Origin of the sequence: Roseovarius atlanticus (assembly GCF_019802205.1) — a bacterium.
Lineage (GTDB): Bacteria > Pseudomonadota > Alphaproteobacteria > Rhodobacterales > Rhodobacteraceae > Roseovarius > Roseovarius atlanticus_A.
In genome coordinates, this window is sequence record NZ_JAHVHQ010000002.1 from 1,042,905 (window position 1) to 1,066,047 (window position 23,143).

General features: G+C 66.0%; 24 protein-coding genes. 20 read left to right on the forward strand and 4 right to left on the reverse strand.

Annotated elements, in window-relative coordinates:
- Positions 1–32 precede the first annotated feature (32 nt).
- A complete protein-coding gene (locus KUV49_RS05225) occupies positions 33–257 on the forward strand; it encodes a hypothetical protein (protein WP_222451927.1) in 225 nt (74 codons plus the stop codon).
- 61 nt (positions 258–318) lie between these two features.
- Here KUV49_RS05225 and adh read toward each other — a convergent pair whose 3' ends face one another.
- From adh to KUV49_RS05240, 3 genes are all read right to left on the reverse strand, one after another.
- Positions 319–1,839 (reverse strand): aldehyde dehydrogenase, encoded by a 1,521-nt coding sequence (gene adh, locus KUV49_RS05230; protein ID WP_222451928.1) that lies wholly within the window; start codon positions 1,837–1,839, stop codon positions 319–321.
- A gap of 133 nt (positions 1,840–1,972) precedes the next feature.
- Positions 1,973–2,965, reverse strand: coding sequence for a GAF domain-containing protein (locus KUV49_RS05235; RefSeq protein ID WP_261391410.1), 993 nt, complete (start codon positions 2,963–2,965; stop codon positions 1,973–1,975).
- A 47-nt stretch (positions 2,966–3,012) separates the two neighbouring features.
- On the reverse strand, positions 3,013–3,903 hold the full coding sequence (locus KUV49_RS05240; RefSeq protein WP_315899550.1) for a cation diffusion facilitator family transporter: 891 nt from the start codon (positions 3,901–3,903) through the stop codon (positions 3,013–3,015).
- A 214-nt stretch (positions 3,904–4,117) separates the two neighbouring features.
- Here KUV49_RS05240 and rpmI point away from each other — a divergent pair, with 214 nt between their 5' ends.
- Together rpmI and rplT are read left to right on the forward strand one after the other, a co-directional pair.
- The gene (rpmI, locus tag KUV49_RS05245) at positions 4,118–4,318 is read left to right on the forward strand and encodes a 50S ribosomal protein L35 (protein WP_057790554.1); all 201 of its coding nucleotides are present in this window, start codon (positions 4,118–4,120) and stop codon (positions 4,316–4,318) included.
- Positions 4,319–4,331: 13 nt separating this feature from the next.
- Positions 4,332–4,697 carry a 50S ribosomal protein L20 gene (gene rplT, locus KUV49_RS05250; protein ID WP_152494161.1) on the forward strand — a complete coding sequence of 122 codons (366 nt, stop codon included), beginning with the start codon at positions 4,332–4,334 and terminating at the stop codon, positions 4,695–4,697.
- Positions 4,698–5,029: 332 nt separating this feature from the next.
- Here the strand turns inward: rplT and KUV49_RS05255 are convergent, their stop codons facing one another.
- Complete coding sequence (locus KUV49_RS05255; protein ID WP_222451929.1) at positions 5,030–5,710, reverse strand: hypothetical protein; 681 nt, start codon at positions 5,708–5,710, stop codon at positions 5,030–5,032.
- A 286-nt stretch (positions 5,711–5,996) separates the two neighbouring features.
- Between KUV49_RS05255 and KUV49_RS05260 the strand changes: the two genes are divergently transcribed.
- The 17 genes from KUV49_RS05260 to KUV49_RS05340 all read left to right on the forward strand — a co-directional run bounded on the left by KUV49_RS05260 (position 5,997) and on the right by KUV49_RS05340 (position 23,099).
- Positions 5,997–6,842, forward strand: a complete 846-nt coding sequence (locus tag KUV49_RS05260) for a fatty acid desaturase family protein (protein ID WP_261391406.1) — start codon at positions 5,997–5,999, stop codon at positions 6,840–6,842.
- 49 nt (positions 6,843–6,891) lie between these two features.
- Positions 6,892–7,962, forward strand: coding sequence for a phenylalanine--tRNA ligase subunit alpha (gene pheS, locus KUV49_RS05265; RefSeq protein WP_222451931.1), 1,071 nt, complete (start codon positions 6,892–6,894; stop codon positions 7,960–7,962).
- Between the two features lie 47 nt (positions 7,963–8,009).
- Positions 8,010–8,552: a hypothetical protein gene (locus KUV49_RS05270; protein WP_222451932.1), complete on the forward strand. Its 543-nt coding sequence runs from the start codon at positions 8,010–8,012 to the stop codon at positions 8,550–8,552.
- A gap of 67 nt (positions 8,553–8,619) precedes the next feature.
- The gene (locus tag KUV49_RS05275; protein WP_222451933.1) at positions 8,620–9,036 is read left to right on the forward strand and encodes a BLUF domain-containing protein; all 417 of its coding nucleotides are present in this window, start codon (positions 8,620–8,622) and stop codon (positions 9,034–9,036) included.
- Between the two features lie 74 nt (positions 9,037–9,110).
- On the forward strand, positions 9,111–9,389 hold the full coding sequence (locus KUV49_RS05280; protein ID WP_152494155.1) for a YrhK family protein: 279 nt from the start codon (positions 9,111–9,113) through the stop codon (positions 9,387–9,389).
- Between the two features lie 120 nt (positions 9,390–9,509).
- Positions 9,510–10,442, forward strand: a complete 933-nt coding sequence (locus KUV49_RS05285) for a dimethylarginine dimethylaminohydrolase family protein (protein WP_222451934.1) — start codon at positions 9,510–9,512, stop codon at positions 10,440–10,442.
- 112 nt (positions 10,443–10,554) lie between these two features.
- A complete protein-coding gene (locus KUV49_RS05290; protein WP_315899551.1) occupies positions 10,555–11,934 on the forward strand; it encodes a hypothetical protein in 1,380 nt (459 codons plus the stop codon).
- 84 nt (positions 11,935–12,018) lie between these two features.
- Complete coding sequence (locus KUV49_RS05295; RefSeq protein ID WP_222451935.1) at positions 12,019–13,305, forward strand: ABC transporter substrate-binding protein; 1,287 nt, start codon at positions 12,019–12,021, stop codon at positions 13,303–13,305.
- Between the two features lie 34 nt (positions 13,306–13,339).
- Entirely contained in the window at positions 13,340–14,266 is a 927-nt protein-coding gene (locus KUV49_RS05300; protein ID WP_222451936.1) for a branched-chain amino acid ABC transporter permease, read from the forward strand.
- Positions 14,263–15,207 carry a branched-chain amino acid ABC transporter permease gene (locus KUV49_RS05305; protein WP_222451937.1) on the forward strand — a complete coding sequence of 315 codons (945 nt, stop codon included), beginning with the start codon at positions 14,263–14,265 and terminating at the stop codon, positions 15,205–15,207. The genes KUV49_RS05300 and KUV49_RS05305 overlap by 4 nt, the downstream gene beginning before the upstream one ends.
- Complete coding sequence (locus tag KUV49_RS05310) at positions 15,204–15,911, forward strand: ABC transporter ATP-binding protein (RefSeq protein WP_222452091.1); 708 nt, start codon at positions 15,204–15,206, stop codon at positions 15,909–15,911. Before KUV49_RS05305 ends, KUV49_RS05310 begins: the two co-directional genes overlap by 4 nt.
- Positions 15,911–16,606, forward strand: coding sequence for an ABC transporter ATP-binding protein (locus tag KUV49_RS05315; protein WP_222451938.1), 696 nt, complete (start codon positions 15,911–15,913; stop codon positions 16,604–16,606). The genes KUV49_RS05310 and KUV49_RS05315 overlap by 1 nt, the downstream gene beginning before the upstream one ends.
- A gap of 106 nt (positions 16,607–16,712) precedes the next feature.
- Positions 16,713–17,564: an FAD binding domain-containing protein gene (locus KUV49_RS05320; RefSeq protein ID WP_315899552.1), complete on the forward strand. Its 852-nt coding sequence runs from the start codon at positions 16,713–16,715 to the stop codon at positions 17,562–17,564.
- Between the two features lie 8 nt (positions 17,565–17,572).
- Complete coding sequence (locus KUV49_RS05325; protein WP_261391404.1) at positions 17,573–20,251, forward strand: molybdopterin-dependent oxidoreductase; 2,679 nt, start codon at positions 17,573–17,575, stop codon at positions 20,249–20,251.
- Entirely contained in the window at positions 20,244–21,683 is a 1,440-nt protein-coding gene (locus KUV49_RS05330) for a 6-hydroxynicotinate reductase (protein WP_261391403.1), read from the forward strand. The genes KUV49_RS05325 and KUV49_RS05330 overlap by 8 nt, the downstream gene beginning before the upstream one ends.
- Positions 21,683–22,525, forward strand: coding sequence for a UPF0280 family protein (locus KUV49_RS05335; protein ID WP_222451940.1), 843 nt, complete (start codon positions 21,683–21,685; stop codon positions 22,523–22,525). The genes KUV49_RS05330 and KUV49_RS05335 overlap by 1 nt, the downstream gene beginning before the upstream one ends.
- Positions 22,518–23,099, forward strand: a complete 582-nt coding sequence (locus KUV49_RS05340) for an amino acid synthesis family protein (protein ID WP_222451941.1) — start codon at positions 22,518–22,520, stop codon at positions 23,097–23,099. The genes KUV49_RS05335 and KUV49_RS05340 overlap by 8 nt, the downstream gene beginning before the upstream one ends.
- The last annotated feature ends 44 nt before the right edge of the window (positions 23,100–23,143 follow it).

The window sequence follows — 23,143 nt, forward strand, 5'->3', positions numbered from 1 at the left end:
GCCGGCAGAGCAGTTCAGGGAGGATCTGTGCAATGGATCCCGATCTTATCTTTGTCATCGGCCTGGTTCTGGGGGTGTTCTCGATCCCGGCGATCCTGGCGGCGATTTCGGACGGGCACGCGCCGCGGGTGGCGGCGCTCACGGTCATCGCAGCGGGTGTCATGGTGTTCTGGGCGATCAGCAACAAGCCGGGCGGGTATGACATCTACGAGATACCCAATGTCTTCGTGCAGGTGGTGGCAAGGTACCTGACCTGAGGCCGGATGGACGGCCCTGGCGTGAAAAAGGGGCGACACATCGTGCCGCCCCGATCCGATCCTAGAAGAAACCCAGCTTGTTGGGGTTGTAGCTGACCAGCATGTTCTTGGTCTGCTGGTAATGGTCGAGCATCATCTTGTGGTTCTCGCGCCCGATGCCCGACTGCTTGTAGCCGCCGAAGGCTGCGTGGGCCGGGTAGGCGTGGTAGTTGTTGACCCAGACGCGCCCGGCCTGGATGCCGCGGCCGAAGCGGTAGCAGGTGTTGGCGTCGCGCGACCAGACCCCGGCGCCAAGGCCGTAGATCGTGTCGTTGGCAAGCTCCAGCGCCTCTTCTTCCGTCTTGAAGGTGGTGACCGAGACGACGGGGCCGAAGATTTCTTCCTGGAAGACGCGCATCTTGTTGTGGCCTTTCAGGATGGTGGGCTGGATGTAGTAACCCTCGGACAGCTCGCCCTCCATCTGGGCCGCCGCACCGCCGGCCAGCACCTCGGCGCCTTCCTCGACACCGATCTGCAGGTAGCTGAGGATCTTGTCCTGCTGTGCGCGGCTGGCCTGTGCGCCCACCATCGTGTCCATCAGGCGCGGGTCGCCCTGCTTGATGGCTTTCACGCGTTCGATGGCGCGGGCGATGAACTCTTCATAGATGTCTTCCTGGATCAGCGCGCGGCTGGGGCAGGTGCAGACCTCGCCCTGGTTGAAGGCGAAGAGCACGAAACCCTCGATCGCCTTGTCGAGAAAGGCGTCGTCCTTGGCCATCACGTCGGAGAAGAAGATGTTGGGGGACTTGCCGCCCAGTTCCAGCGTGACGGGAATGAGGTTCTCGGTCGCGTATTGCATGATCGTGCGGCCGGTCTGGGTGGAGCCGGTGAAGGCGATCTTGGCGATGCGGTTGGATTTGGCCAGCGCCGCGCCCACCTCGGCGCCGTAGCCGTTGACGATGTTCAGAACGCCGTCGGGCAGAAGGTCGGCGATGACCTCCATCAGCACCATGATCGCGGCGGGGGTCTGTTCCGCCGGTTTCAGGACGATGCAGTTGCCGGCAGCCAGCGCCGGGGCGAGTTTCCATGCCGCCATCAGCACCGAGAAGTTCCACGGGATGATCTGGCCCACGACGCCAAGCGGCTCGTGGTAGTGATAGGCGACGGTGTCGGCGTCGATTTCGGACATCGCGCCTTCCTGGCCGCGCAGGACGCTGGCGAAGTAGCGGAAATGGTCGACGGCGAGCGGGATGTCGGCATTGACGGTCTCGCGGATCGGTTTGCCGTTGTCCCATGTCTCGGCCACGGCGATCAGGTCGAGGTTTTCCTCGATCCGGTCGGCGACCTTGAGCAGGATGTTGGCGCGTTCGGTGGCCGATGTGCGGCCCCAGGCATCCTTGGCCGCGTGGGCGGCGTCGAGCGCCAGCTCCACGTCGGCGGCATCCGAGCGGGCGATTTCGCAGACCGGCTGGCCGGTGATCGGGGTCACGTTGTCGAAATACTTGCCGTTCACGGGCGGGGTGAATTTGCCGCCGATGAAGTTGTCGTAACGGGTCTTGAACGGCGATTGGAATTCCGCCGAGAGTTGCGTCTGTTCGTTCATGTTGGTTCCTCCTGGTCGCCTCGGGTCCTCCGCCCGAAGTCGTGAGAAGAGGGGTGACGTGCGAAGAGCGATTCGTCAGGAGGGGGGCAAGCGGTGGGGACGCGGGGGTGTCTCAGAACTGAGACAGGTCGGGTCAGGTGTCGTCCAGCCCCAGCCGTTTCATGCGCCGATAGAGGGTGGCGCGGCCGATTCCCAGCGCGCGGGCGGCCTCGGACACGTTGCCGTTCGCGCGGGTGAGGGCGCGCACGACGGCGGCGCGCTCGGCCTTCTCGAAGCCGCGGGGGCCGTCCTCGCGGCCGAAGATGTCCGACGCGGGGCGGGGCGTGAAGGCGCCGCTGGGCGACAGGCCGAGAGCCTTGCGGGCCTCGCGGGTGGCGCCGATGACGATGTCGTCGCCATCGACGGCCAGCAGGGTCGCCGCGCTGCCTTCGGCGGAATCGGCCACCACGATGCGGGCCTTGGGATAGGAGGCGCGGAAGAAATCGGCCTCGATCGCGTGGGCGGTCTGGTCGACCATCGCGGCGATCAGGCGGTTGTAGGCCTCGGTCTGGTCGACGCGGGCCGAGGAGACGTCGAGCGCGGCCAGAAGCCCGCCATCGGGGCCGAAGATCGGCGCGTCCATGCAGCTCATGCCGATGTTTCGGGCGAGGAAGTGGTCGTCGCGGTGGATGGTGATGCGGCGTTTCTCGGTCAGGCAGGTGCCGATGCCGTTGGTGCCCTCCGCGGCCTCGGACCAGTCGGCGCCGACGGCGAGACCCCAGTCCTCGAACGTGGTGCGGTCGCCGTCGGAACAGCGCTGGTCGAGGATGACGCCGCTTTCGTCGGTCAAGAGGACGCCGCAGCCCGACAGGCCCACGAGACCGAAAAGCTGGTCGAGCTTGGGGGCGGCGATGGTCATGAAGCGGTCGAGGCGGGCGCGGCTTTCGTCGACCACGCTGTGATCGACGCGCTGGCCCTGCGCCGGGGCGGCGGGGTCGAGGCCGTGCCGTTCCATCGAGCGGTGCCAGGACGCGGCCAGCGCCGAGCGCGCGGCGGCGCTGGGCGAATTCACCGCGTTCACGACCTTGTCGATATGGCGTTTCCTGTCCAGCCTGCCGATCCTCCCTGGGCCGGATGTTACCGGCAATCGGCTTTTCGCGCAAATGGCGCTTTGACGCGAGGCGGGGCCGGGGGTCAGTCCAGCACGACGATGCCGGAATGCTTCTGCTTGTGCTCGGGCTCCACGTGGATGGTGATCCGCGCGCCCTCGACCGCCTGTTTCAGGGCGGCTTCGACCCGGTCGCAGATCTCGTGCGCGTCGAAGACCGTGGTGTCGCCCGGCACGACGAGGTGAAAGTCGATGAAGGTCGCCTGCCCGGCGTGGCGGGTGCGCAGGTCATGCGCCTCGACCGCGCCGCCGGCCTCGGTCGCGATGATCCCGCGCACGGTGTCGAGCGTTTCATCGGATACGGCCTCGTCCATCAGGCCGCTGAGCGACTCGCGCACGACACGCGAGCCGGACCAGAGGATGTTGACCGCGACGATGGCGGCCATGATCGGGTCGAGCACCCACCAGCCGGTGATCATCGCCAGAAGGACGCCAAGCGCGACGCCCGCCGAGGTGACGACATCGGTCCACAGGTGGCGGCCGTCGGCGACGAGCGCGGGCGATGAATTGGCCCGGCCGCGGGTGACCAGGACCCAGGCCCAGAGCGCGTTGATGATCGTGGCGGCGCCGTTGATCAGAAGCCCCTCGATCGGCATGTCGAGTGCTGCGGGATCGAGAAAGCCGCGATAGGCCTCGCGCAGGATGACGAGTGCGGCGATGATGATCATCACGCCTTCGAGCACGGCGCTGAAGAACTCGGCCTTGTGGTGGCCGTAGGGGTGCGAGGAATCCGCCGGTATGGCGGCGATGCGGATCGCGATGAGCGCCGCGATGGCCGTGGCCACGTTGACGGTGCTTTCCAGGGCATCCGACAGAAGGGCCACCGAGCCTGTCAGCCACCACGCCAGGCTTTTGATCGCGAGCACGATCGCACCGACGAAGATGCTTGCCATGGCGAGCCGGAGGGTGGTGGACACTGGCGCCTCCCGTGGGTTGGGAAAATCCGGTCTAGCCCTGCGGGTGCGTGTTGGCAAGCGCCTGGGGCACGTCCCGTTTCCCGGGCGGTCGCAAACCGGGGCAAACCCCCTTGCTTTGCGCGCGCGCCCGTCCTATACGGCGCTCTCATTCGCGCGGCCGGCCGAAGTGGCATGCCGAGTCGCGCATAAGACCGACCATCAAGAGGAGCCGGAAATGCCCAAGATGAAGACGAAATCGAGCTGCAAGAAGCGGTTCAAGGTGACGGCCAAGGGCCGCGTGGTGGCTGGCCAGGCCGGCAAGCGCCACGGCATGATCAAACGGACCAACAAATTCGTCCGCAACGCGCGTGGCACCACGACGCTTTGCAAGGCTGATGAAGGTATCATCAAGCCGATGATGCCCTACGCACGCTGAGGAGGTTCGAGACATGTCGAGAGTCAAAGGTGGGACCGTTACCCACGCCCGTCACAAGAAAATCACCAACGCCGCAAAAGGCTATTACGGCCGTCGCAAGAACACCTTCAAGGTGGCGGCACAGGCCGTGGACAAGGCCAACCAGTACGCCACGCGCGACCGCAAGAACCGCAAGCGGAACTTCCGCGCGCTGTGGATCCAGCGGATCAACGCCGCCGTGCGCGCCCATGACGAATCGCTGACCTATTCGCGGTTCATCAACGGCCTGTCGCTGGCCGGTGTCGAAGTGGACCGCAAGGTCCTGGCCGATCTGGCCGTGCACGAACCCGCCGCATTCGGCGCCATCGTGGAACAGGCAAAAGGCGCGCTGACCGCGTAAGCCTGCCGTTCGAGGGACAAGAAACGAGCGCCGTCGGGTCACCCCGGCGGCGTTTTTCATTGTGTCTTGATCGGTAACAATTTTCTAAAAACAGACATACTTTCTCCGCAAAGTTGTGTGATGCCTTTTGACACAACGGCCCGGAAAGGGCGGAAAACCAGGAGGCAGAGACATGGTACGCACCATTGTGCAGACCCGCGACGGGCAATCCGAACTGAGTGAAAAGGCCAAGCGGCTGCTGGCGGCGCATGACCGCGAAGTGCGCGACTTGCGCAGCACGTCAGCGGCCTGATTTCCCCTGGCCCGGTCCGGGGCGAGCGTGTGGATGCGGCTCAGGCCGCGTCTGGCCGTCCGAACGTGGCGGTGTTGGCAGGCGCCAGGAAGATCGACGTGGTCAGCAGGCTGAAGACGAATTCGTACACCTCCCACTGGCGGGGGATCTCGACCACCAGCATCACCACGCTGGCGACAATGGCCATGATCCCGTGGCGCCAAGACGGCACCGGCCAGGCCAGGCGATCCGCGATGCGCGTGACAAGGCGGGATTTGCCATAAAGCGCCGGCAACGCCAGCAGGTAGAGCAGGATCGCGACAGTCAGCCCGCTGCCGAACACCGTCTTGGTCAGTTGCTTGCCGCCCACGACGATGTTGTGCAGCGTGATTTCCTCCTGGAAGTTGACTTCCCGGAGGGCATCGGGCGTCTCCAGCCCCAGGATGCGCTGCCCCCAGGAAATCTCTTCGCCCGTGCCGAAGACGAAGATCAGCGCGTAGATCGACAGGCAGATCCCGGCCAGCGCCTGGCCTTTGCGGAACTGGCGCGCGGAGTGCCATGCCAGCACCAGCGCCGACACGAACAACATGACGGCGGTGCCGTACTCGACGGGGCCGTCCTCGATGGCGAAGCCGGTGGCGAACTGAGTGTCGAAGCCCAGGATCCAGTAGACCAACGTGAAGAGGAGACTGGCGTTCATCAGCCCGAAGAGGAACTGGTCCACGGGGGAAAGATTGCGCATAGGGACCTGCTATTGTTAATTAAAAAGCCTGCCCGGCTGCGCTATGGTCCGTCGTTGGGGGTGTCAAGTAACCCGTGCGTGAGCGGGGGTCCCCCTTGCCGGAGCGCGAGGGGCTACCTGAAGCGTTCCGCCTATGACCTGAGGCCTCAGCAAAAGGCGGAACGCGTGCAGCGATCGAGCGGAGCACTGCATTTCCTGAAAATCCGTGATTCAGGTTTTTCGCGAAACACTTTAGGCTTTCCGCATGGATCACCGGGAGTTTATCGCCGCCTTGCCGCGAGACAAATTGGTCGGGCTGACAAAGGCCGAGAATGCGCCCGGCCTGTTCCGGCTGGCGGTGCATTTCGGGCTGATCGGGCTGTTCGGTGTCTGGATCGGGCTGGGCTGGCCCTTGTGGTGGGCGGTGCTGATCCCGCAGGGGATCGCGATCTGTTTCCTGTTCACGCTGGAACACGAGGCGACGCACAAGACGCCGTTTCGAACGCCTTGGCTGAATGAAGCGGTGGGGCGGGTGTGTGGCCTGCTGATCGTGCAGCCGTTCGAGTGGTTCCGGTATTTTCACCTCGCGCATCATCGGCACACCAACATCCCCGGCAAGGACCCCGAACTGCTGGCCGGGGCCAAACCCGAAGGCTGGCGCGCCTATCTGTGGCATGTGACCGGCCTGCCGTTCTGGGCGGCCATGATCGGGCAGACCCTGCGCAATGCGGCGGGTGCCGATCCGGGCGATTACGTGCCCGAGCGCGCGCGGCCGCGCGTGGTGCGGGAGGCGCGGGTGATGCTGGCGCTATACGCCGTGGCGCTGGCGAGCCTCGTGGTGACGCCCTTGCTGTTCTGGGTCTGGATCCTGCCGGCGCTGCTTGGACAACCTTTCCTGCGGCTGTACCTGCTGGCGGAACACGGGCGCTGTGCCTTCGTGGCGGACATGTTCCGGAACACGCGCACCACCCATACCAACCGGATCGTGCGGTTCCTGGCGTGGAACATGCCCTATCACACCGAGCATCACGCCCTGCCGCAGGTGCCGTTCCACCGCCTGCCGGAGCTGCATGGCATGATGCAGGGGCATCACGGTGTCGTCTCGGACGGGTACGTGGAATTCACCCGCGAGTATGCCGCGACCTTGCGCTGATGGGCCAGTCGGGGTAACCGGCGTTCAAACCGGGATTGAGTGAAACGCCATGGATGACCTGAGAGACAAGTACCTGAGTGCCATTGCCGAGGCCGGTGACGAGGCCGCGCTGGAAGACCTGCGCGTGCAGGCCGTGGGCAAGAAGGGCGAGGTTGCCCTGAAGATGCGCGAGCTGGGCAAGATGACGCCCGAAGAGCGGCAGGAGATGGGGCCGAAGCTGAACGCGCTGAAGGACGAGATCAACTCTGCGCTGGCGGCCAAGAAGGTGGCGCTGGCCGATGCCGCGCTGGACGAACGGCTGCGCGGCGAATGGCTGGACGTGACCCTGCCGGGACGGCCGCGGCGGGAAGGCACGATCCACCCGATCAGCCAGGTGACCGAGGAAGTCACGGCGATCTTCGCCGACATGGGTTTTGCCGTGGCCGAGGGGCCGCAGATCGACACCGACTGGTACAATTTCGACGCGCTGAACATTCCCAGCCACCACCCCGCACGGGCCGAGATGGACACGTTCTACATGCATCGGGCCGAGGGGGACGACCGCGCACCAGACGTGCTGCGCACGCACACCTCGCCGGTGCAGATCCGGCACCTGGAAAAGCACGGCGCGCCGTGCCGCATCATCGCGCCGGGCCGCGTCTATCGCGCCGATTACGACCAGACCCACACGCCGATGTTCCACCAGGTCGAGGGGCTGGCCATCGACAAGGACATCTCGATGGCGAACCTGAAATGGGTGCTGGAGGAGTTCTTCACCGCCTATTTCGGCACCTCGGTGAAGACCCGCTTCCGCGCCTCGCACTTTCCGTTCACCGAACCGTCGGCGGAGGTGGACATCCAGTGCGCCTTTGAAGGCGGGACGGTGAAGGTGGGCGAGGGCGACGACTGGCTGGAAGTGCTGGGGTCGGGCATGGTGCATCCGCATGTGCTGCGCTCGGGCGGGATCGACCCGGAGGAATGGCAGGGCTTTGCATTCGGCATGGGGATCGACCGGATCGCGATGCTGAAATACGGCATCCCGGACCTGCGGGCGTTCTTTGACAGTGATCTGCGGTGGCTGCGGCACTATGGGTTTGCGGCGCTGGATGTGCCGACGTTGCATGGTGGCTTGAGCCGGTGACATCCGCGGACATATTCCATGGGCTAGCTGCAATTTCACAACTGGGAATGACTATCGCTGTGGGCTTGGGTGTTGCTGTCGCTTATTGGCAATTGAAAGCCACGCGACAATCGGTCTCAAATAGTAGAAAGGCTGAATTAGCAGAAGAACTTATTGTTTTGTCTGGACAGATAGAAGACGCTTTTAAGCACATGCGAAACCCAATCGATTCTGTTCCGAAAGATAAACTGAACGACCGTAGGTACATGTTTGAGAAGCGATACGAACGGGTCGTAGAGTCAAATGATCTTTTCGCTAAACTAAGGGAGACGCAAATTCGTTTTGACGCCTCAGTGGGCTCAGAAAAAACCAAAAAGCATGTATCCGAGCTATTTAACTATAGAACCGAGATCGCGATAGCGATTGAAACATTGCTCGATATGAGCATGGACGATGGCGCACGTGAAAATAGAGGTGAACTGCGGCAAGCTCGTTCAGTATTGTATGGCACTTGGGGTGACCGGGACGAATTAGGGCAGAAGATATCGCATCAGCTAACTCATTTGCGATTTATCGCAGGCCCTTATGCAAACTGGTCGGAGCAAAAGTAAAAGAGCAAACTGAGATCGTACTGGTTTCAAGCGAATGAGACGTTTTCTTGTTTGAAAAGGACATACGATGCCGCTCGTCCAGTTGATCTATGCCTCTCGCCCCTTCGGATATGACGACGCGATGCTGGCCGGTATCCTGCTGGATGCGCGGCGCTGCAACGAGCGGGACGGGATCACCGGGGCGCTGATCTGTCGGGCGGACCTGTACCTGCAATTGCTGGAAGGGCCGGACAAGGCCGTTCGGAACTGTTACGCGCGCATCCGGCAGGATGACCGGCACGTGGAGCCGCGCAAGCTGATGGAGCGGGCGATAAGGACGCGGTTGTTTCCGGACTGGGCGATGCGCGACGACCCGGCGCAATCCTGGGTCTGGAGCCGCGAGGCGGTGCGCGCGGGCGCGGTGGAACAGGCGACCGAGGACGAGGTTCTAGGCTTTTTCAACCGGCTGGCGGCGGATGGCGTGGTGCCTTTTCCGCAGGATTAGGGTCTTTTGCTTGCCAATTCGGGCGGCGTGGTCTTTCTAGGGCGCGACTTTCGACAGACCCCGGGGAGAGTGCCATGCAGATGTTCAAGGACAAGCGCCATGTGAATGCCGAGACACGCCGGCTTTACGCCATTTTCGAGCTTCTGCACACGCTGGCGGATTTCGTCGCCGCATTCTCGTTCCTGATCGGGTCGATCCTGTTTCTGTGGAAGGCGACGGAAACCGTGGCGGTCTGGCTGTTCATCGTGGGGTCCGTGTTCTTTTGCCTGAAACCGACGCTGAAGCTGATCCGCGAGGTCAAGCTGGCCTCGGTCGGGGATACCGAGGACCTGGCGGAGCGGTACAGGCCTTGAGGTTTCGCGCCCGCAACGGCTCTGTTTTGCGCAAGGACCGTGAACGATGGCGGTGCCGGTGCGGTCGCGCTTGACTTGGGGGCGGCATCGGCTCAGCCTCTCGCACAAAGGAGAGCTGACATGAAAGATCAACCGGCTGACAATTTCACCCTGCGCGCGCGGCGCGACGGCGGCGGCACGCCCAGGCTGAACGACTGGGGCGCGGATAGCGACTATGGCACGTTGCGGTCGGTGCTGCTGGGGCCGGTCGAGAATTACCGCTGGCTGAAGACCTCGTCGGTCAGCAAGAAGACGCTGCGGCGGGGCGTGGAATTCGACCCTGTCATTGCCCAAAAGCAGCATGCCGAGATGGTCAGCGCCTATGAAAGCGCGGGTGTCGAGGTGCACACCCATGTGCCCGATCCGGAACTGCCCTACCAGGTTTATGCGCGGGACAGTTCGGTGATGACGCCCTATGGCGCGATCATCACGCATATGTCGCAATACTGGCGCCGGGGCGAGAATTTCCGGGCGATCGAGACGTACCAGGGTCTTGGGGTTCCGATTTACGATTTCGTCACCGCCGGCACGTTCGAGGGCGGCGATTTCAACGTGATCGAGCCGGGTTGCGTGCTGATCGGCTGGGAAGGCGAGGAAGGCCGGACCATGGAGCAGGGCGCACGCCAGGTGGCGTCGTGGATGGAGGCCGAGGGCTGGGAAGTGAAGCTGGCCGATATCGACCCGTTCTACGTGCATATCGACCTGATGGTGGTGATGCTGGCGCCGAAGCTGGCCGCGGTCTGCACCGATTGCACCGATCCCGAGATCGTCGACTGGCTGCGGGCCAAGAATATCGAGATCGTCGAGGTGCCGTTCCAGGAAACCATCGCGCTGGGTTGCAACGTGGTGGCGCTGGGGCAGGACCGGGTGCTGCTGCCCGAGGGCTCGAAGACGCTGAAGGAGAAGCTGCGCGCGCTGGGGTTCACCATCTACGACCCGGACCTGAGCATGATCACCCAAGGGGGTGGCGGCGTGCATTGCATGTGCCAGAGCCTGATTCGCGACCCGGGGTGATCCGAATGAGTGGCTGCGCCACGCAGGTTTATTGGGAAGAGGGGCCAGCCCCTCACGTTGAAACTGCGTTTCAACGCTCTCCCCGGGATATTTCCGGCCAGAAGAAGAGATCGTGAGGCGGGCTCTGCCGGTCTGCCTTGTCCTGTTCTGGGGCGGGATGGCGCGGGCGCACGCGTCGGAGCAGAGTTTCGTGCTGCTCTTGCCGACGGATGTCTACATCTCGGCGGGGGTGGCCAGTGTCGTCCTCACGGTGCTGTTGCTGGCGGTGTTGCCGGCGCGGGCGGGCGAGGCGGTGTTTGCGCCGGTGCCGCTGGCGCGGCGGCCGCGCCGGGCATTGCGGCATGGGACCAGCCTGCTGGCGACGGGGATCCTGGCATTCGGCGTCTGGCAGGGCTTTGCCGGGGCGCGCACGCCGATGGAGAACCCGATGCCGCTGTTGACCTGGGCGGTGTGGTGGGTGGTGCTGGTGAGCCTGCAAGGGTTGATCGGCAATCACTGGCGGTGGACGAACCCGTGGACCGGGGTGGTGGCGGTGTTGGCCCGGTGGACGGGGATGCGGGCGTTGATGCGCTATCCGCGCGGCTGGGGATACTGGCCGGCGGTTGTGCTGTTCCTGGCCTTTGCGGCGTTTCTGTTGTGCGATCCGGCGCCGGCGGATCCGGCGCGGTTGGCCAGTATCGTGGGGCTTTACTGGTACGCGGTGCTGTTCGGGGTGCTGCTGTTCGGGCCTGCGTTCCTGCTGCGGGGCGAGATGGTGACGGTGATGATGCGGGCCTATGGGCGCATGGGGCTGTTTGCCCAGGCGCGCGGGCGGCTGGCGGTTGGCCTGTGGGGGTGGCAGGGTGTTGTGCAGCGGGCGCCGCCGCTGGCGCTGGCGGTGCTGATGGTGTTCCTGCTGGGGACGGGCAGTTTCGACGGGCTGCAGGAGACCTTCTGGTGGCTGGGGATGATCGGGGTCAATCCTCTGGAGTTTCCGGGGCGGTCGGCGGTGGTGGTGCCGAACCTCGTGGGGCTGGTGGTGGCCAACCTTGGGCTGCTGGCGGTGTTTGCGGCCTGCCTGTGGCTGGGCGAACGGATTGCCGGGACCGGGCGGAGCCTGCGGCAGGCGGTGTGCCTCTTCGCGCCGTCGATCCTGCCGATCGCGCTGGGGTACCACGTGGCGCATTACCTGCCGGCGTTTCTGGTCGAAGGGCAATACGTGGCGCGGATGCTGGACGACCCGTTGTCGAACGGTGCCCATTTGCTGGGCCTGGACGGGTTTTACGTGACCACGGGCTTTTTCAACACCCAGGACACGGTGCGGCGGATCTGGCTGAGCCAGGCCGGGGCCGTGGTGGTGGGGCATGTCGTGGCGATAATGATGGCGCATGCACTGGCCATGCGCGACGGGGCCGACCGGCGGCGCGCGGTGCTGGGGCAGGCGCCGCTGGCGGTGTTCATGGTGGCCTACACGTTCTTCGGGTTGTGGCTGCTGGCGTCGCCACGGGGGTAAGGCGCTGGTTTAAAACGCTGGACAAACCGGGGCAGGCTTCGCAGGATCGGGCCAATCCGCATCGAGAAACAGGGAGAGGTCGTGATGACCAATCAGAAAAAGGCCACGTCGCGCCGTGGCGCGCTGAAGACATTGGCCGGGGCCGCCGCCGGAGCCGCGAGCCTGCCGCTTTGGGCGCGGTATGCGCAGGCGCAAAGCTCGGAGCCGATCAGGATCGGGTTCCAGCAGCACAGCACCGGCATCGGGGCCGCGTACGGGCGCTGGTACGGGCGCACCACGGAGGCGGCGGTGAAGCTGATCAACGAGGGTGGCGGGATCAACGGACGGAAGATCGAGATCATCGCAGAGGACGACGGCACCGACCCCAAGCGCGGTGCGGAAGTGGTGGAGAAATTCGCCAACCAGCATGGCTGTGACGTGGGTTTCGGCACGCTGTTTTCCCACGTGGTGATCGGGTCCGCGCCGCGGGCGGGGGAGTTGAAGCTGCCCTATTTCGTGGTCTCCGAGGGGCATCACGTGGCGAGCGGGATGCTGAACCGCTATACGCTGCAGCCGGGCATCACGGACGTGAAGAGCCAGGTGCAGGCGATGGCGCCTTACGTGTCGGAGAACCTGGGCAAGAAGGTCACAATGATCTTCCCCGATTTCGCCTTTGGTCACGATCACCGGGATTTCTTTTCTGCGGCGATTGCCGACCAGGGGGGCGAGGTGCTGGCGCAGATCGCGATTCCGCCGAGCGAGACGTCTTTCACCAAGTATTTCCCGCAGATCCCGCGCGATACCGAGGTGCTGTATCACGTGATGGTGGGGCCTGCGGTGCTGACCTTCGTCAAGGAGCTGGGCGAGTTCTTCGGCGACCAGGGGCCGGAGATCTTCGGGTTCATCGACAGCCTGGAGGCGGTGGATATTTCCAGCCCGGGCCTGGAGTTCCTGGAGGGGACCTATTTCTGGGAAGGGATGCCGCGCTACGCGCAGGAGGACCAGAGCGAGCACGAGACGTTCTATCGCGAGGCGGTGGGCGTGGACGAGAACGGCGCGTCGGTCAGCGACCCGAGCGACGTGTCGACCTATGCGCATATGTTCGGTTGCTGGGAGACGCTGCACATCATCAAGGCGGGGATGGAAGAGGCCGGCTATGCCGGGCCGGACGACCGCGCGAAGCTGATCGAGGCGGTCGAGGCGATGGGCGAGATGCCCGAGAGCCAGGCGCATCCGCAGGGGGCCAAGCGGTTCAACGGCAAGACGCACCAGGTATTCGGGCACCAGCACATCAGCCGGGTCGAGGATGGGCGGCTGGTGAAGGTGCACACGACGTCGATCGACGACACGATGTATCCCGACGAGGTGGATTACACCACGCAGCCGCTGTGATGCCGGGATTGGACGGGGTGTGTGACCTGACCTGATGGAGTTCGGACCCCACCTTATCCTCGCCACGCTGGAAGGCGCGGTGACGGCGGCGGTGCTGGCACTGACCGCCGTGGGCCTGAGCCTTGTCTTTGGCGTGATGCGGGTGGTGAATATCGCGCATGGCGAGTTCTACATGCTGGGTGCGGTGATTGCCTGGTACGTGGCGCAGATGGTGGGCGGGCATCCGGCGCTGGGGTTTGTCGCCGCGCTGGTGATCGCGCCGCTGGTCGTGGGGGCGCTGGCGGCGGCGGCGGATGTGACCATACTCAAGCGTATAGAATATGATCCCGAGCGGACGATCGTGGCGACGATTGGCCTGCTTTATATCATCCAGCAACTGACGCTGATGACATACGGGCCCGAGGCGCGCCCCGTGGAGGCGCCCTTCAGTGGCCGGATCGACCTGCCGTGGTTCGAGTGGTTCGAGACGCTGTTCGGCATGACGCAGCCCTGGGGGTGGAGCATCACGTCCTACAAGCTGTTCGTGATCTTTGCCGCGGGCGCGGTGCTGTGCGGCGTCTGGGCGATGATGGCGCGGACGAAGATCGGGCTGTTGATGCGGGCCACGCAGGCGGACCGGGACATGGCGCTGGCCTTCGGCATCCCGGTCGAGCGGGTCTATGCGCTGGTCTTCGGGATCGGGGCGGGGCTGGCGGCGCTGGGGGCGGTGCTGATCGTGCCGATCCAGCAGGCGCATTACCTGATGGGGGTGGAGCCGTTGTTGCTGGCCTTCATCGTGGTCATCATCGGCGGGCTGGGGAGCCTGCCGGGCACGGTTCTGGCGGCGTTGTTCATCGGGTTGAGCGACGGGATCATCTCGGTCTTCTTCTCGCCGACACTGGCAAAGATCCTGGCGACGTTGCTGGTGGGGCTTGTGCTGGTGTTCCGGCCGCAGGGCCTCTTTGGGACCAGAACGGCATGAGCATGGGCGGGCGCGTTCTGGGGCTGCACCTGGGCCTGCTGGTGGTGCTGTTCGCGTTGCAGTTCGTGCTGCCGGCGTATCACCACGGGAATATCGCGCGGATCATGGTGCTGGCCAGCTATGCCGTGGGGTACAACATCCTTTTCGGCTACACGGGGCTGTTGAGCCTGGGCCATGCGCTGTTCTTTGCCGCTGGCATGTACGGGATGGGGCTGACCATCCAGCACGCGGGGTTCACGCCCGCGCCTGCGTTGATCGCGGGGATCGTGGCGGGGGCGCTGGTGGCCGGGGGGCTGGCGCTGTTGGCGCTGCGGACCTCGGGCGTGGCGTTCATGATCGTGACGCTGATGTTCGCGCAGGCGGGGTACCTGGCGATCCTCTACTTCGGGGAATACACGCGGGGCGACGAGGGATTCGTGATCCAGCAGGCGCAAAGGGTGCTGTGGGGGATCGACCTGAGCGCCCCGACCGCGCGGTATTTCGCGGCGTGGGGGCTGTTTTCGGTGTGTTTCCTTTTGTCGTTGTGGCTGGTGCAGAGCCGGTTCGGGCGGACGCTGATCGCCATCCGCGAAAACGAGGAGCGGGTGCGGATGCTGGGCTACGATACCTATGCGCACAAGCTGGCGGCGATGGTGGTGTCGGGGACGATCTCGGCGGCGGCGGGGGCGTTTTACGGCCTGCTGTTCGGCTATGCGGGGGCCACGTTCGGGTCGGTTCAGTATTCGATCTTTCCGCTGTTGTGGGTGCTGTTGGGCGGGGCGGGCACGGTGCTGGGGCCGTTCGTGGGCACGCTCTTCATGTTCTACCTGATCGACCTCAGTTCGGGCCTGACCTCGGCCTACATGCTGATCGCGGGCGTGGCACTGGTGGCGCTGACGCTGTTCGCGCCGCAGGGCCTGACCGGGGAAGTGCGGCGGCGGCTGTGGAAAGGGTTGCCGTGATGCTGCTGAAGGTGCGGGGGCTGTCCAAGTCGTTTGACGGGTTGCAGGCGGTGAGCGGTGTGGATTTCGATCTGCCGCAGGGGGAGGTGCGGGCGCTGATTGGCCCGAACGGGGCGGGCAAGACGACGCTGGTGGGGATGATCTGCGGTCGCATTCCGCCAAGCTCGGGGACGGTGACCTTCGACGGCGAGGACATCACGCGGCTGCCCGCGCACAAGCGCATCCTGAAGGGGATGGCGTACACGTTCCAGATCACCTCGATCTTTCCGCGTTTGCCGGTTCGGGAGAATGTGGCGCTGGCGGCGCGGCGGCGGTTGCAGGGCCGCGCGGTGGAGGCCGCGGCGGCGGAGGCGTTGGGGCGTGTGGGACTGGAAGGGCAGGCCGACGAGGACGCGGGGAACCTAAGCTATGGGCACCAGCGCCTGCTGGAGATTGCGATGGGGCTGGCGCAGGCGCCGCGCCTGTTGATCCTGGACGAGCCGACGCAGGGCCTGTCGGAGGGCGAGATCGAGGCGTTCAAGACACTGATCCGGGACTTGGCGGGCGAGACGACGATCCTGCTGATCGAGCACAACATGAAGGTGGTGATGGAAACCGCCGACACGGTGAGCGTGCTGAATTTCGGGGAAATGCTGGTCGAGGGCACGCCGCAGCAGATTCACGAGAATGCCGACGTTCAGGCGGCTTACCTGGGGACCGGATGATGCTGGAATTGCAGGGGGTCAATGCGGGCTATGGCGCGGCGCAGGTGTTGCGGGACCTGTCTTTGCGGGTCGAGGCGGGGGAAATCCTGTGCCTGCTGGGCCGTAACGGTGCGGGCAAGACCACGACGATGCAGACGATCATGGGGTTGTTGCCGCTGATGTCGGGGCGGATCACGCTGGACGGGCAGGATATCGGCAGCCTGCCGCCGCACGAGGTGCCGCGCGCGGGGATCGGGTATATCCCGCAGGGACGGCGGCTGTTCGCGGGCCTGAGCGTGGCGCAGAACCTGGAGATCGGCTTGCAGGTGCGCGGCGCGGGCAAGGATGTGCTGGAGGAGGTGCTGGACCTATTCCCCCGGTTGCGAGAGCGGATGGACCAGCCCGCGCAGACCCTGTCGGGGGGAGAGCAGCAGATGCTGGCTACGGCGCGGGCGCTGTGCATTCAGCCCAAGGCGCTCTTGCTGGACGAGCCGACCGAGGGGCTGCAGCCGTCGATGATCGAGGCGATCCGGCGGGTGATCGTCAGGATGCGCGAACAGGGCGTGGCGATCCTGCTGGTGGAGCAGCGGGTGGATGCGGTTCTGTCGGTGGCCGACCGGGTGGCGTTCATCGAGAACGGGCGCAACGGCGAGGTGATGAGTGCGGAGGCGCTGCGGCAGGATCATTCGATCGTGGACCGCTACGTGGGGGTTTGACGCGTTTCGCTGCTCGTTGATCCCTGAGGGTGACGGCAAAACGCTTTGAGTTGACAGGGCGAAATGCGGCGGCGCACGATGAGCGCACCCCGGCATGGAGAGCGCGGTGAGCGGTTACATGAGGCCCGAGACCCTGGACGATGCGCTGGCGCTGCTGGCGCAGAGCGGCGGGCGCGTGGCGGCGGGCTGCACCGATCTGTTTCCGGCGACGGCGGCACGGGCCTTGCAGGGGCCGGTGGTGGACATCAGCCGCGTGGCGGGCCTGCGCGGGATCGCGCGAGGCGACGATGGTGTGCGGATCGGGGCGGCAACCACCTGGAGCGATATCGTGAAGGCCGACTTGCCGCCCGCCTGCGACATGCTGAAACAGGCAGCGCGAGAGGTGGGCGCGGCGCAGATCCAGAACGCCGGGACACTGGGCGGGAACATCTGCAACGCCTCGCCCGCGGCGGACGGGGTGCCTTGCCTGCTGGCGCTGGAGGCGGAAGTCGAACTGGCCTCGGCCACGGGCCTGCGGCGGATGCCGCTGGAAAGCTTCATCACCGGGCCGCGCAGGACGGCCCTGAAGCAAGGCGAGGTCGTCACGGCGATACACCTTCCGCATCCGGCATTGGCGGGAGGCTCACGCTTTCTGAAGCTGGGCGCGCGGAGATACCTGGTGATCTCGATCGCCATGGTGGCGGTGCGGCTGGAGGTGACGGACAGCACGGTGTCGCGGGTCGCGATGGCGGTCGGATCGTGCAGCGCGGTGGCCCTGCGATTGCCCGCGGTGGAGGCGGCGCTGATCGGGCGCAAGGCTAACCATACGCTTCCGGATTGTGTCGATGCCGATGCCGTGGCGGACGCATTGTCGCCACTCGACGATATCCGCGCCGATGCCGCGTACCGGACCGGCGCGGCGACCGAATTGCTGCGTCGGGCCGTGGCGGATATCGCATCGGAGGGGCGCGCGGGATGAACCGGCCCATGGACACCTGTACCCTGACCGTGAACGGTCAGCGCCAGGTTCTGCCGGCGGACCCGGCACGGCGCTTGTCCGAGGTTCTGCGCGACGGTCTGGGCTTGCGCGGCACCAAGGTGGGCTGTGACGCCGGGGATTGCGGAGCGTGCACGGTTCTGTTGGACGGCGCGCCCGTTTGCGCCTGCGTGACACCGCTGGGCCAGGCCGAAGGTCGCAGCGTCGAGACGATCGAAGGGCAGAAGTACACCCCGTTGCAGCAGGCGTTCCTGCGGCACGGTGCGGCGCAGTGCGGGATCTGCACGCCCGGCATGGTGATGACGGCGGAGGCCTATCTGCGCGGCGCGCGCGCCCCGACACGGGCCGGGGCCGAGGAGGCGCTGGGCGGTGTACTTTGCCGGTGCACGGGCTACACCAAGATCATCGACGCGGTGATGGATGCGGCCCCCGGTGCGGTGGCGGAGATGCCGGAGCCGGGCCGGGCGGTGGGCGCGGCCGTGGCGCGGCTCGACGGGGCGGCGAAAGTCGGCGGCACCGAAGCCTATGGCGCGGATGTCGTGCCGCAGGATGCGCTGCTGGTGCGCGCGGTGCGGGCCCCTTATGCGCCGGCGTCCTTTGCCTTTGGCGATATCGACGGATGGGCTGCGGACAAGGGCGTGCGCGTCTTCACCGCAAGGGATATCGCCGGGACCAACCGTTTCGGCGTGATCCCGGCGTTCCGCGACCAGCCGGCATTGGCCGAGGACCGAGTGCGGCTGGCGGGCGAGGCGGTGGCGCTGGTAGCGGGCAAGCCTGCGATCATCGAGACGCTGGACCTGTCGGGTTTTCCGATCAACTGGCGCGAGGATGCTGCGGACCGGCCGGTGCACGACGCGCATCCCGACAACCTGTTGATCGCGGGCAAGGTCCGGCGCGGCATGGCGCGAGAGGCGATGGCCGATGCGGTCGTCATGGTCAACGGCGCCATGCGGACGGGGTATGTCGAGCACGCCTATATCGAGCCCGAGGCCGGGGTCGCCTGGATGGACGGCGAGACGCTGGTGATCCGGGCCTGCACGCAGGCGCCGATCATGGACCGGGACGATACCGCCGCCGTGCTGGGCCTGCCGCCCGAGGCGGTGCGGATCATTCCGGCTGCCACCGGCGGCGGCTTCGGGTCCAAGTTGGACGTGTCGCTGCAGCCGCTGATCGGGCTGGTGGCGCTGAAGACCGGGCAGCCGGCGCGGATGGTCTATAGCCGGGCCGAAAGCATGGCCTCGACCACCAAGCGGCACCCGTCGGACATGCGTGGCACGCTCGCGGCCGACGCCGAAGGGCGGATCGTGGCGATGCAGTTCGACGGCGATTTCAATACGGGGGCGTATGCAAGTTGGGGGCCGACCGTGGCCGGGCGCGTGCCGGTCCATGCCTCGGGGCCGTATTTCATTCCAAACTACCACGCCGAGGCTCGGGCGAATTACAGCTATCAGCCCATCTCCGGCGCGTTCCGGGGGTTCGGCGTGCCGCAGGCGGCGATCCTGCAGGAGACGATGTTTGATGACCTTGCCAACCAGCTGGGGATGGATCGGTTGGCGTTCCGCAGGTTGAACGCTCTGCGCGATGGGCAAGCGACGGTGTGCGGTCAAACGCTTTACGGCGTGGGGATCGGGGCGTGCCTGGAGGCATTGGAGACGCCATGGCAGGACGCCTTGCGCCGGGCCGATGTCGCCAACGCAAGGGGCGGACACATTCGGCATGGCGTTGGTATCGCCTCCTGTTGGTACGGATGCGGGAATACGGCCATCGCCAATCCGTCGACCATTCGCATCGGGCTGACGGGCGATGGGCGTCTGTGCCTGCACCAGGGCGCGGTGGATATCGGGCAGGGGTCGAACACGGTGATCCCGCAGATCGCGGCGGATGCGCTGGGGCTGCCCTTGGCGCAGTTCGAGATCATCGGGGCCGATACCGCGCTGACGCCGGATTGCGGGAAGACGTCCGGATCGCGCCAGACCTACGTGACCGGAAGTGCGGCTTTGAGGGCAGGGCGGGCCTTGCGGGTGCTGATCCTGAAGCAGACGAATATGGGGCCGGAGGCGGTGTTGCGGCTGGACCGCGCCGTGCTGCGCGTGAGCGATGGCGAGCGCGAGCAAAGGATTGATCTGACAGACCTGTCCGAGCAGGCGCATGGCTATGTCCTGTGGGCCGAGGAAAGTTACGATCCGCCGACGCAGCCGCTGGACGAGGACGGGCAAGGGGTGCCCTATGCCGTCTACGGGTATGGCGCGCAGTTGGTGGAACTGTCGGTGGACATGCGCCTGGGGACGGTGAAGGTCCACAGGATCACCGCGGCGCACGACCTGGGCCGGGTGATCAATCCGCAACTGGCCGAGGGGCAGGTCGAGGGCGGCATCGCGCAGGGGCTGGGCCTGGCGTTGATGGAAGAGTTCATTCCGGGGCGGACGGAGAACCTGCACGATTACCTGATCCCCACCACGGGCGACATGCCTAAGATCGAGACGATTTTCCTGGAGGTGCCGGACCCGGAAGGGCCGATGGGCGCCAAGGGGCTGGGGGAGCATGTGCTGATCCCGACCGCCCCCGCGATATTGAACGCGATCCGGGATGGGACCGGGGCGTTGGTGACCGAGCTGCCCGCACTGCCGCACAGGGTACTGGCGGCGATCCGGGAGGCCGGGCATGGCTGAGCGCGGGCGCGAGGAGAAGATCCGCTGCGATGCCTGCCCGGTGATGTGCTATATCGCGCCGGGCAAGATCGGGGCGTGTGATCGCTATGCCAACGAGGATGGCCGGATCGTGCGCTGCGATCCGTTGACCATACTGGACCGTAGGGTGGCCGAGGGCGATGCGGTGAAGCCGTTCCTCGGGCCGGAATGGGACGGCGAGATCCTGGGCGGCGAGGAGGTGTTCGTCAGCGGCGTCGGGGCGGGCACGACCTATCCCGATTACAAGCCCGCGCCCTTCATCGTCAGCCGCGAGGTCGACGGGGCCGATTTCGTCACCGTGGTGACCGAGGCGATCTATTCCTACTGCGGGGTGAAGGTGAAGATCGACACCGACCGGCACCTCGGGCATGAGGCCGCGACCGTGCGCAGCGGCGGCGAGGCGGTAGGGCATGTGACCACGTCGGAATATGGCTCGCAGATGCTGTCGCTGGGCGGGGTGGATCACTTGACCGGCGGCGGCAAACCCGAGGGGCGCGCGACCTGCGACGCGCTGCTGCGGCTGTGCAACCGCGAGGCGGTGGAACTGGAGATCGACGACGGCGCGACGGTGGTCGTTCAGGCCGGGCAGGCGCCCGTGGTCAACGGTCAGCGCGAGGAGCGGATGCGCGTCGGCTGCGGTTCGGCCACCATCGGCATGTTCGCCAGCCAGTGGCACGGGCTGGTGGACGAGGTGGTGGTGGTGGACGACCACATCACCGGCGTGGTCAGCGAGCACCAGGCGGGCAAGGTGCTGGGCTGGCCCGATACCGGCATCCGGATCAAGGGGCGCCGGTCGACGCCGGGGCGGTATTTCCGGGTGGCCGAGCCGGGGCAGGGCTGGGGCGGCACCGACCTGGACGACCCGCTGGCGATCCTGAACCCGTGGCTGGAAAAGAAAGGCGCGCGGCCGGGGCTGACGCTTTTGATGGTCAGCACCACGGGGGAACATCACGGGTATTACGTTCTGGACGACGACTTGCAACCGCGCGAGGCGGAGTTGCCGGAGGCGTTGAAGCCGTCGGTGGCGCTGATTGCCGAGAATTGCGAGCCGGCGCTGTGCACGGTGATGTTCCAGGCGGGGGCGGGCGGGTCGCTGCGCTCGGGGGTGACGCAGAACCCGGTGAAGCTGACCCGCTCGGTGCAGGCGTTGAAGACGCGGGTGACCTGTGGCGGGGCGCCGGCCTTTGTCTGGCCCGGGGGCGGGATCACGCTGATGGTGGACGTTCTGAAGATGCCGGAAGGATCGTTCGGGCATGTGCCGACGCCCGCGCTGGTGGCGCCGCTCGAATTCACCCTTAGCCGGGCGGATTACCGGGCGCTGGGCGGGCATGATGCAGCGGTGCGGACCGTCGCGGATATCCTGAAGCATGGCGGCGAATACGGCAGCGCGGTGCGTGTCGTGGAGGGCGAGTGATGCCGGGCGCGCAGGCGAACTGGTTGCCGGACGGGCAAAGGCTGCACCTGCATCACGGGCCGATCGACATGATCGTGGGGATCGAGGGGCCTGGCCGGGAGGCGGCGTTCCAGAGAGCGGTGGCGCGGTTCGGGACTTTGCTGAAAGAGCTGGTGACGGAGTTGCCGCGCTTGCGCAGCCCCGTGGGCGGGCCTGTGGAGGGAGAGACGGCGCGGCGCATGGTCGAGGCGGTCCGGCCCTTTGCGCCGGAGTTCATCACGCCGATGGCGGCGGTGGCAGGGGCCGGGGCCGAGACGATATTGCGTGCGGTGCTGGACGGGACGGGCGTGCGCAAGGCCTATGTGAACAATGGCGGCGATGTGGCTTTTCACATCGGACCCGGCGAGGTCATGCGGGCGGCCATTGCGGGCCCCGAGCCGGGGCAGGTGGCGGTGCGGTCCGGGGATCCGGTGCGCGGCGTGGCGACCTCGGGTGCCGGTGGGCGGAGCCATTCGCTTGGAATTGCCGACTCGGTGACGGTCTTGGCGCGGAGTGCCGCCATTGCCGACGCGGCCGCGACGATGATCGCCAATACCGTGGACCTGCCCGGGCATCCGGGGATTGCCCGTGTTCCGGCCTGCGAGGTGTCGCCGGACAGTGACCTTGGCGCGCGCGCGGTGACGCGGGCGGTCGGGGCGCTGACCCCGGCGGAGGTTGCCGAGGCGCTGGAGGCCGGGCGCGCCCATGCGGCCGGACTGGTGACGCGGGGCGTGATCCATGCGGCCTGCCTGAGCCTGCGGGGGCAGTGCGTGACCGTCGGCGAGACTTCCATGATCGAAGAAAGAGAGCCTGAACATGCCTGACTTCACCCTGCGCAAGACCGCGCTTTTCGTTGAGGAGATCCATCACGACGGCGGGCCTGCCGCCGGGACGCCGCGCCGCCGCGCCGCCTTGGCGGCGCTGGTGAAGAACCCGTTCGCGGGCAGCTATGCCGAGGATCTGCAATCGGCGATGGACGACCTGAAGCCGCTGGGCCTGATGATGACCGATCGTCTGATCGAGGCGATGGGCGGCCCTGAGGGCATAGACGGCTATGGCAAGGCCGCCATGGCGGGCGAGGCCGGCGAGCTGGAGCATACCGCGCTGTGGCATGTACCCGGGGGATACGCGATGCGCGCGCGGCTGGGCGAGGCGAAGGCGATCGTGCCGTCGTCGATGAAGCAGGGCGGGCCGGGGAGCCGGATCGACGTGCCGCTGGGGCATATCAACGCGGCCTATGTGCGCAGTCATTTCGACGGGATGGAAGTGGGCTTGCCCGACGGACCCCGCTCCGATGAGCTGCTCTTCGTGCTGGCCATGAGCCGGGGCGGGCGTATCCACGACCGGATGGGCGGGCTGACGGTGGACGAGGTCAAGGGCGAGGACGGGCTGCGCTGAAGGCGTTTGGGGGCTTTGCCCCCGTCCCGGGCAGGCCCGGGCCT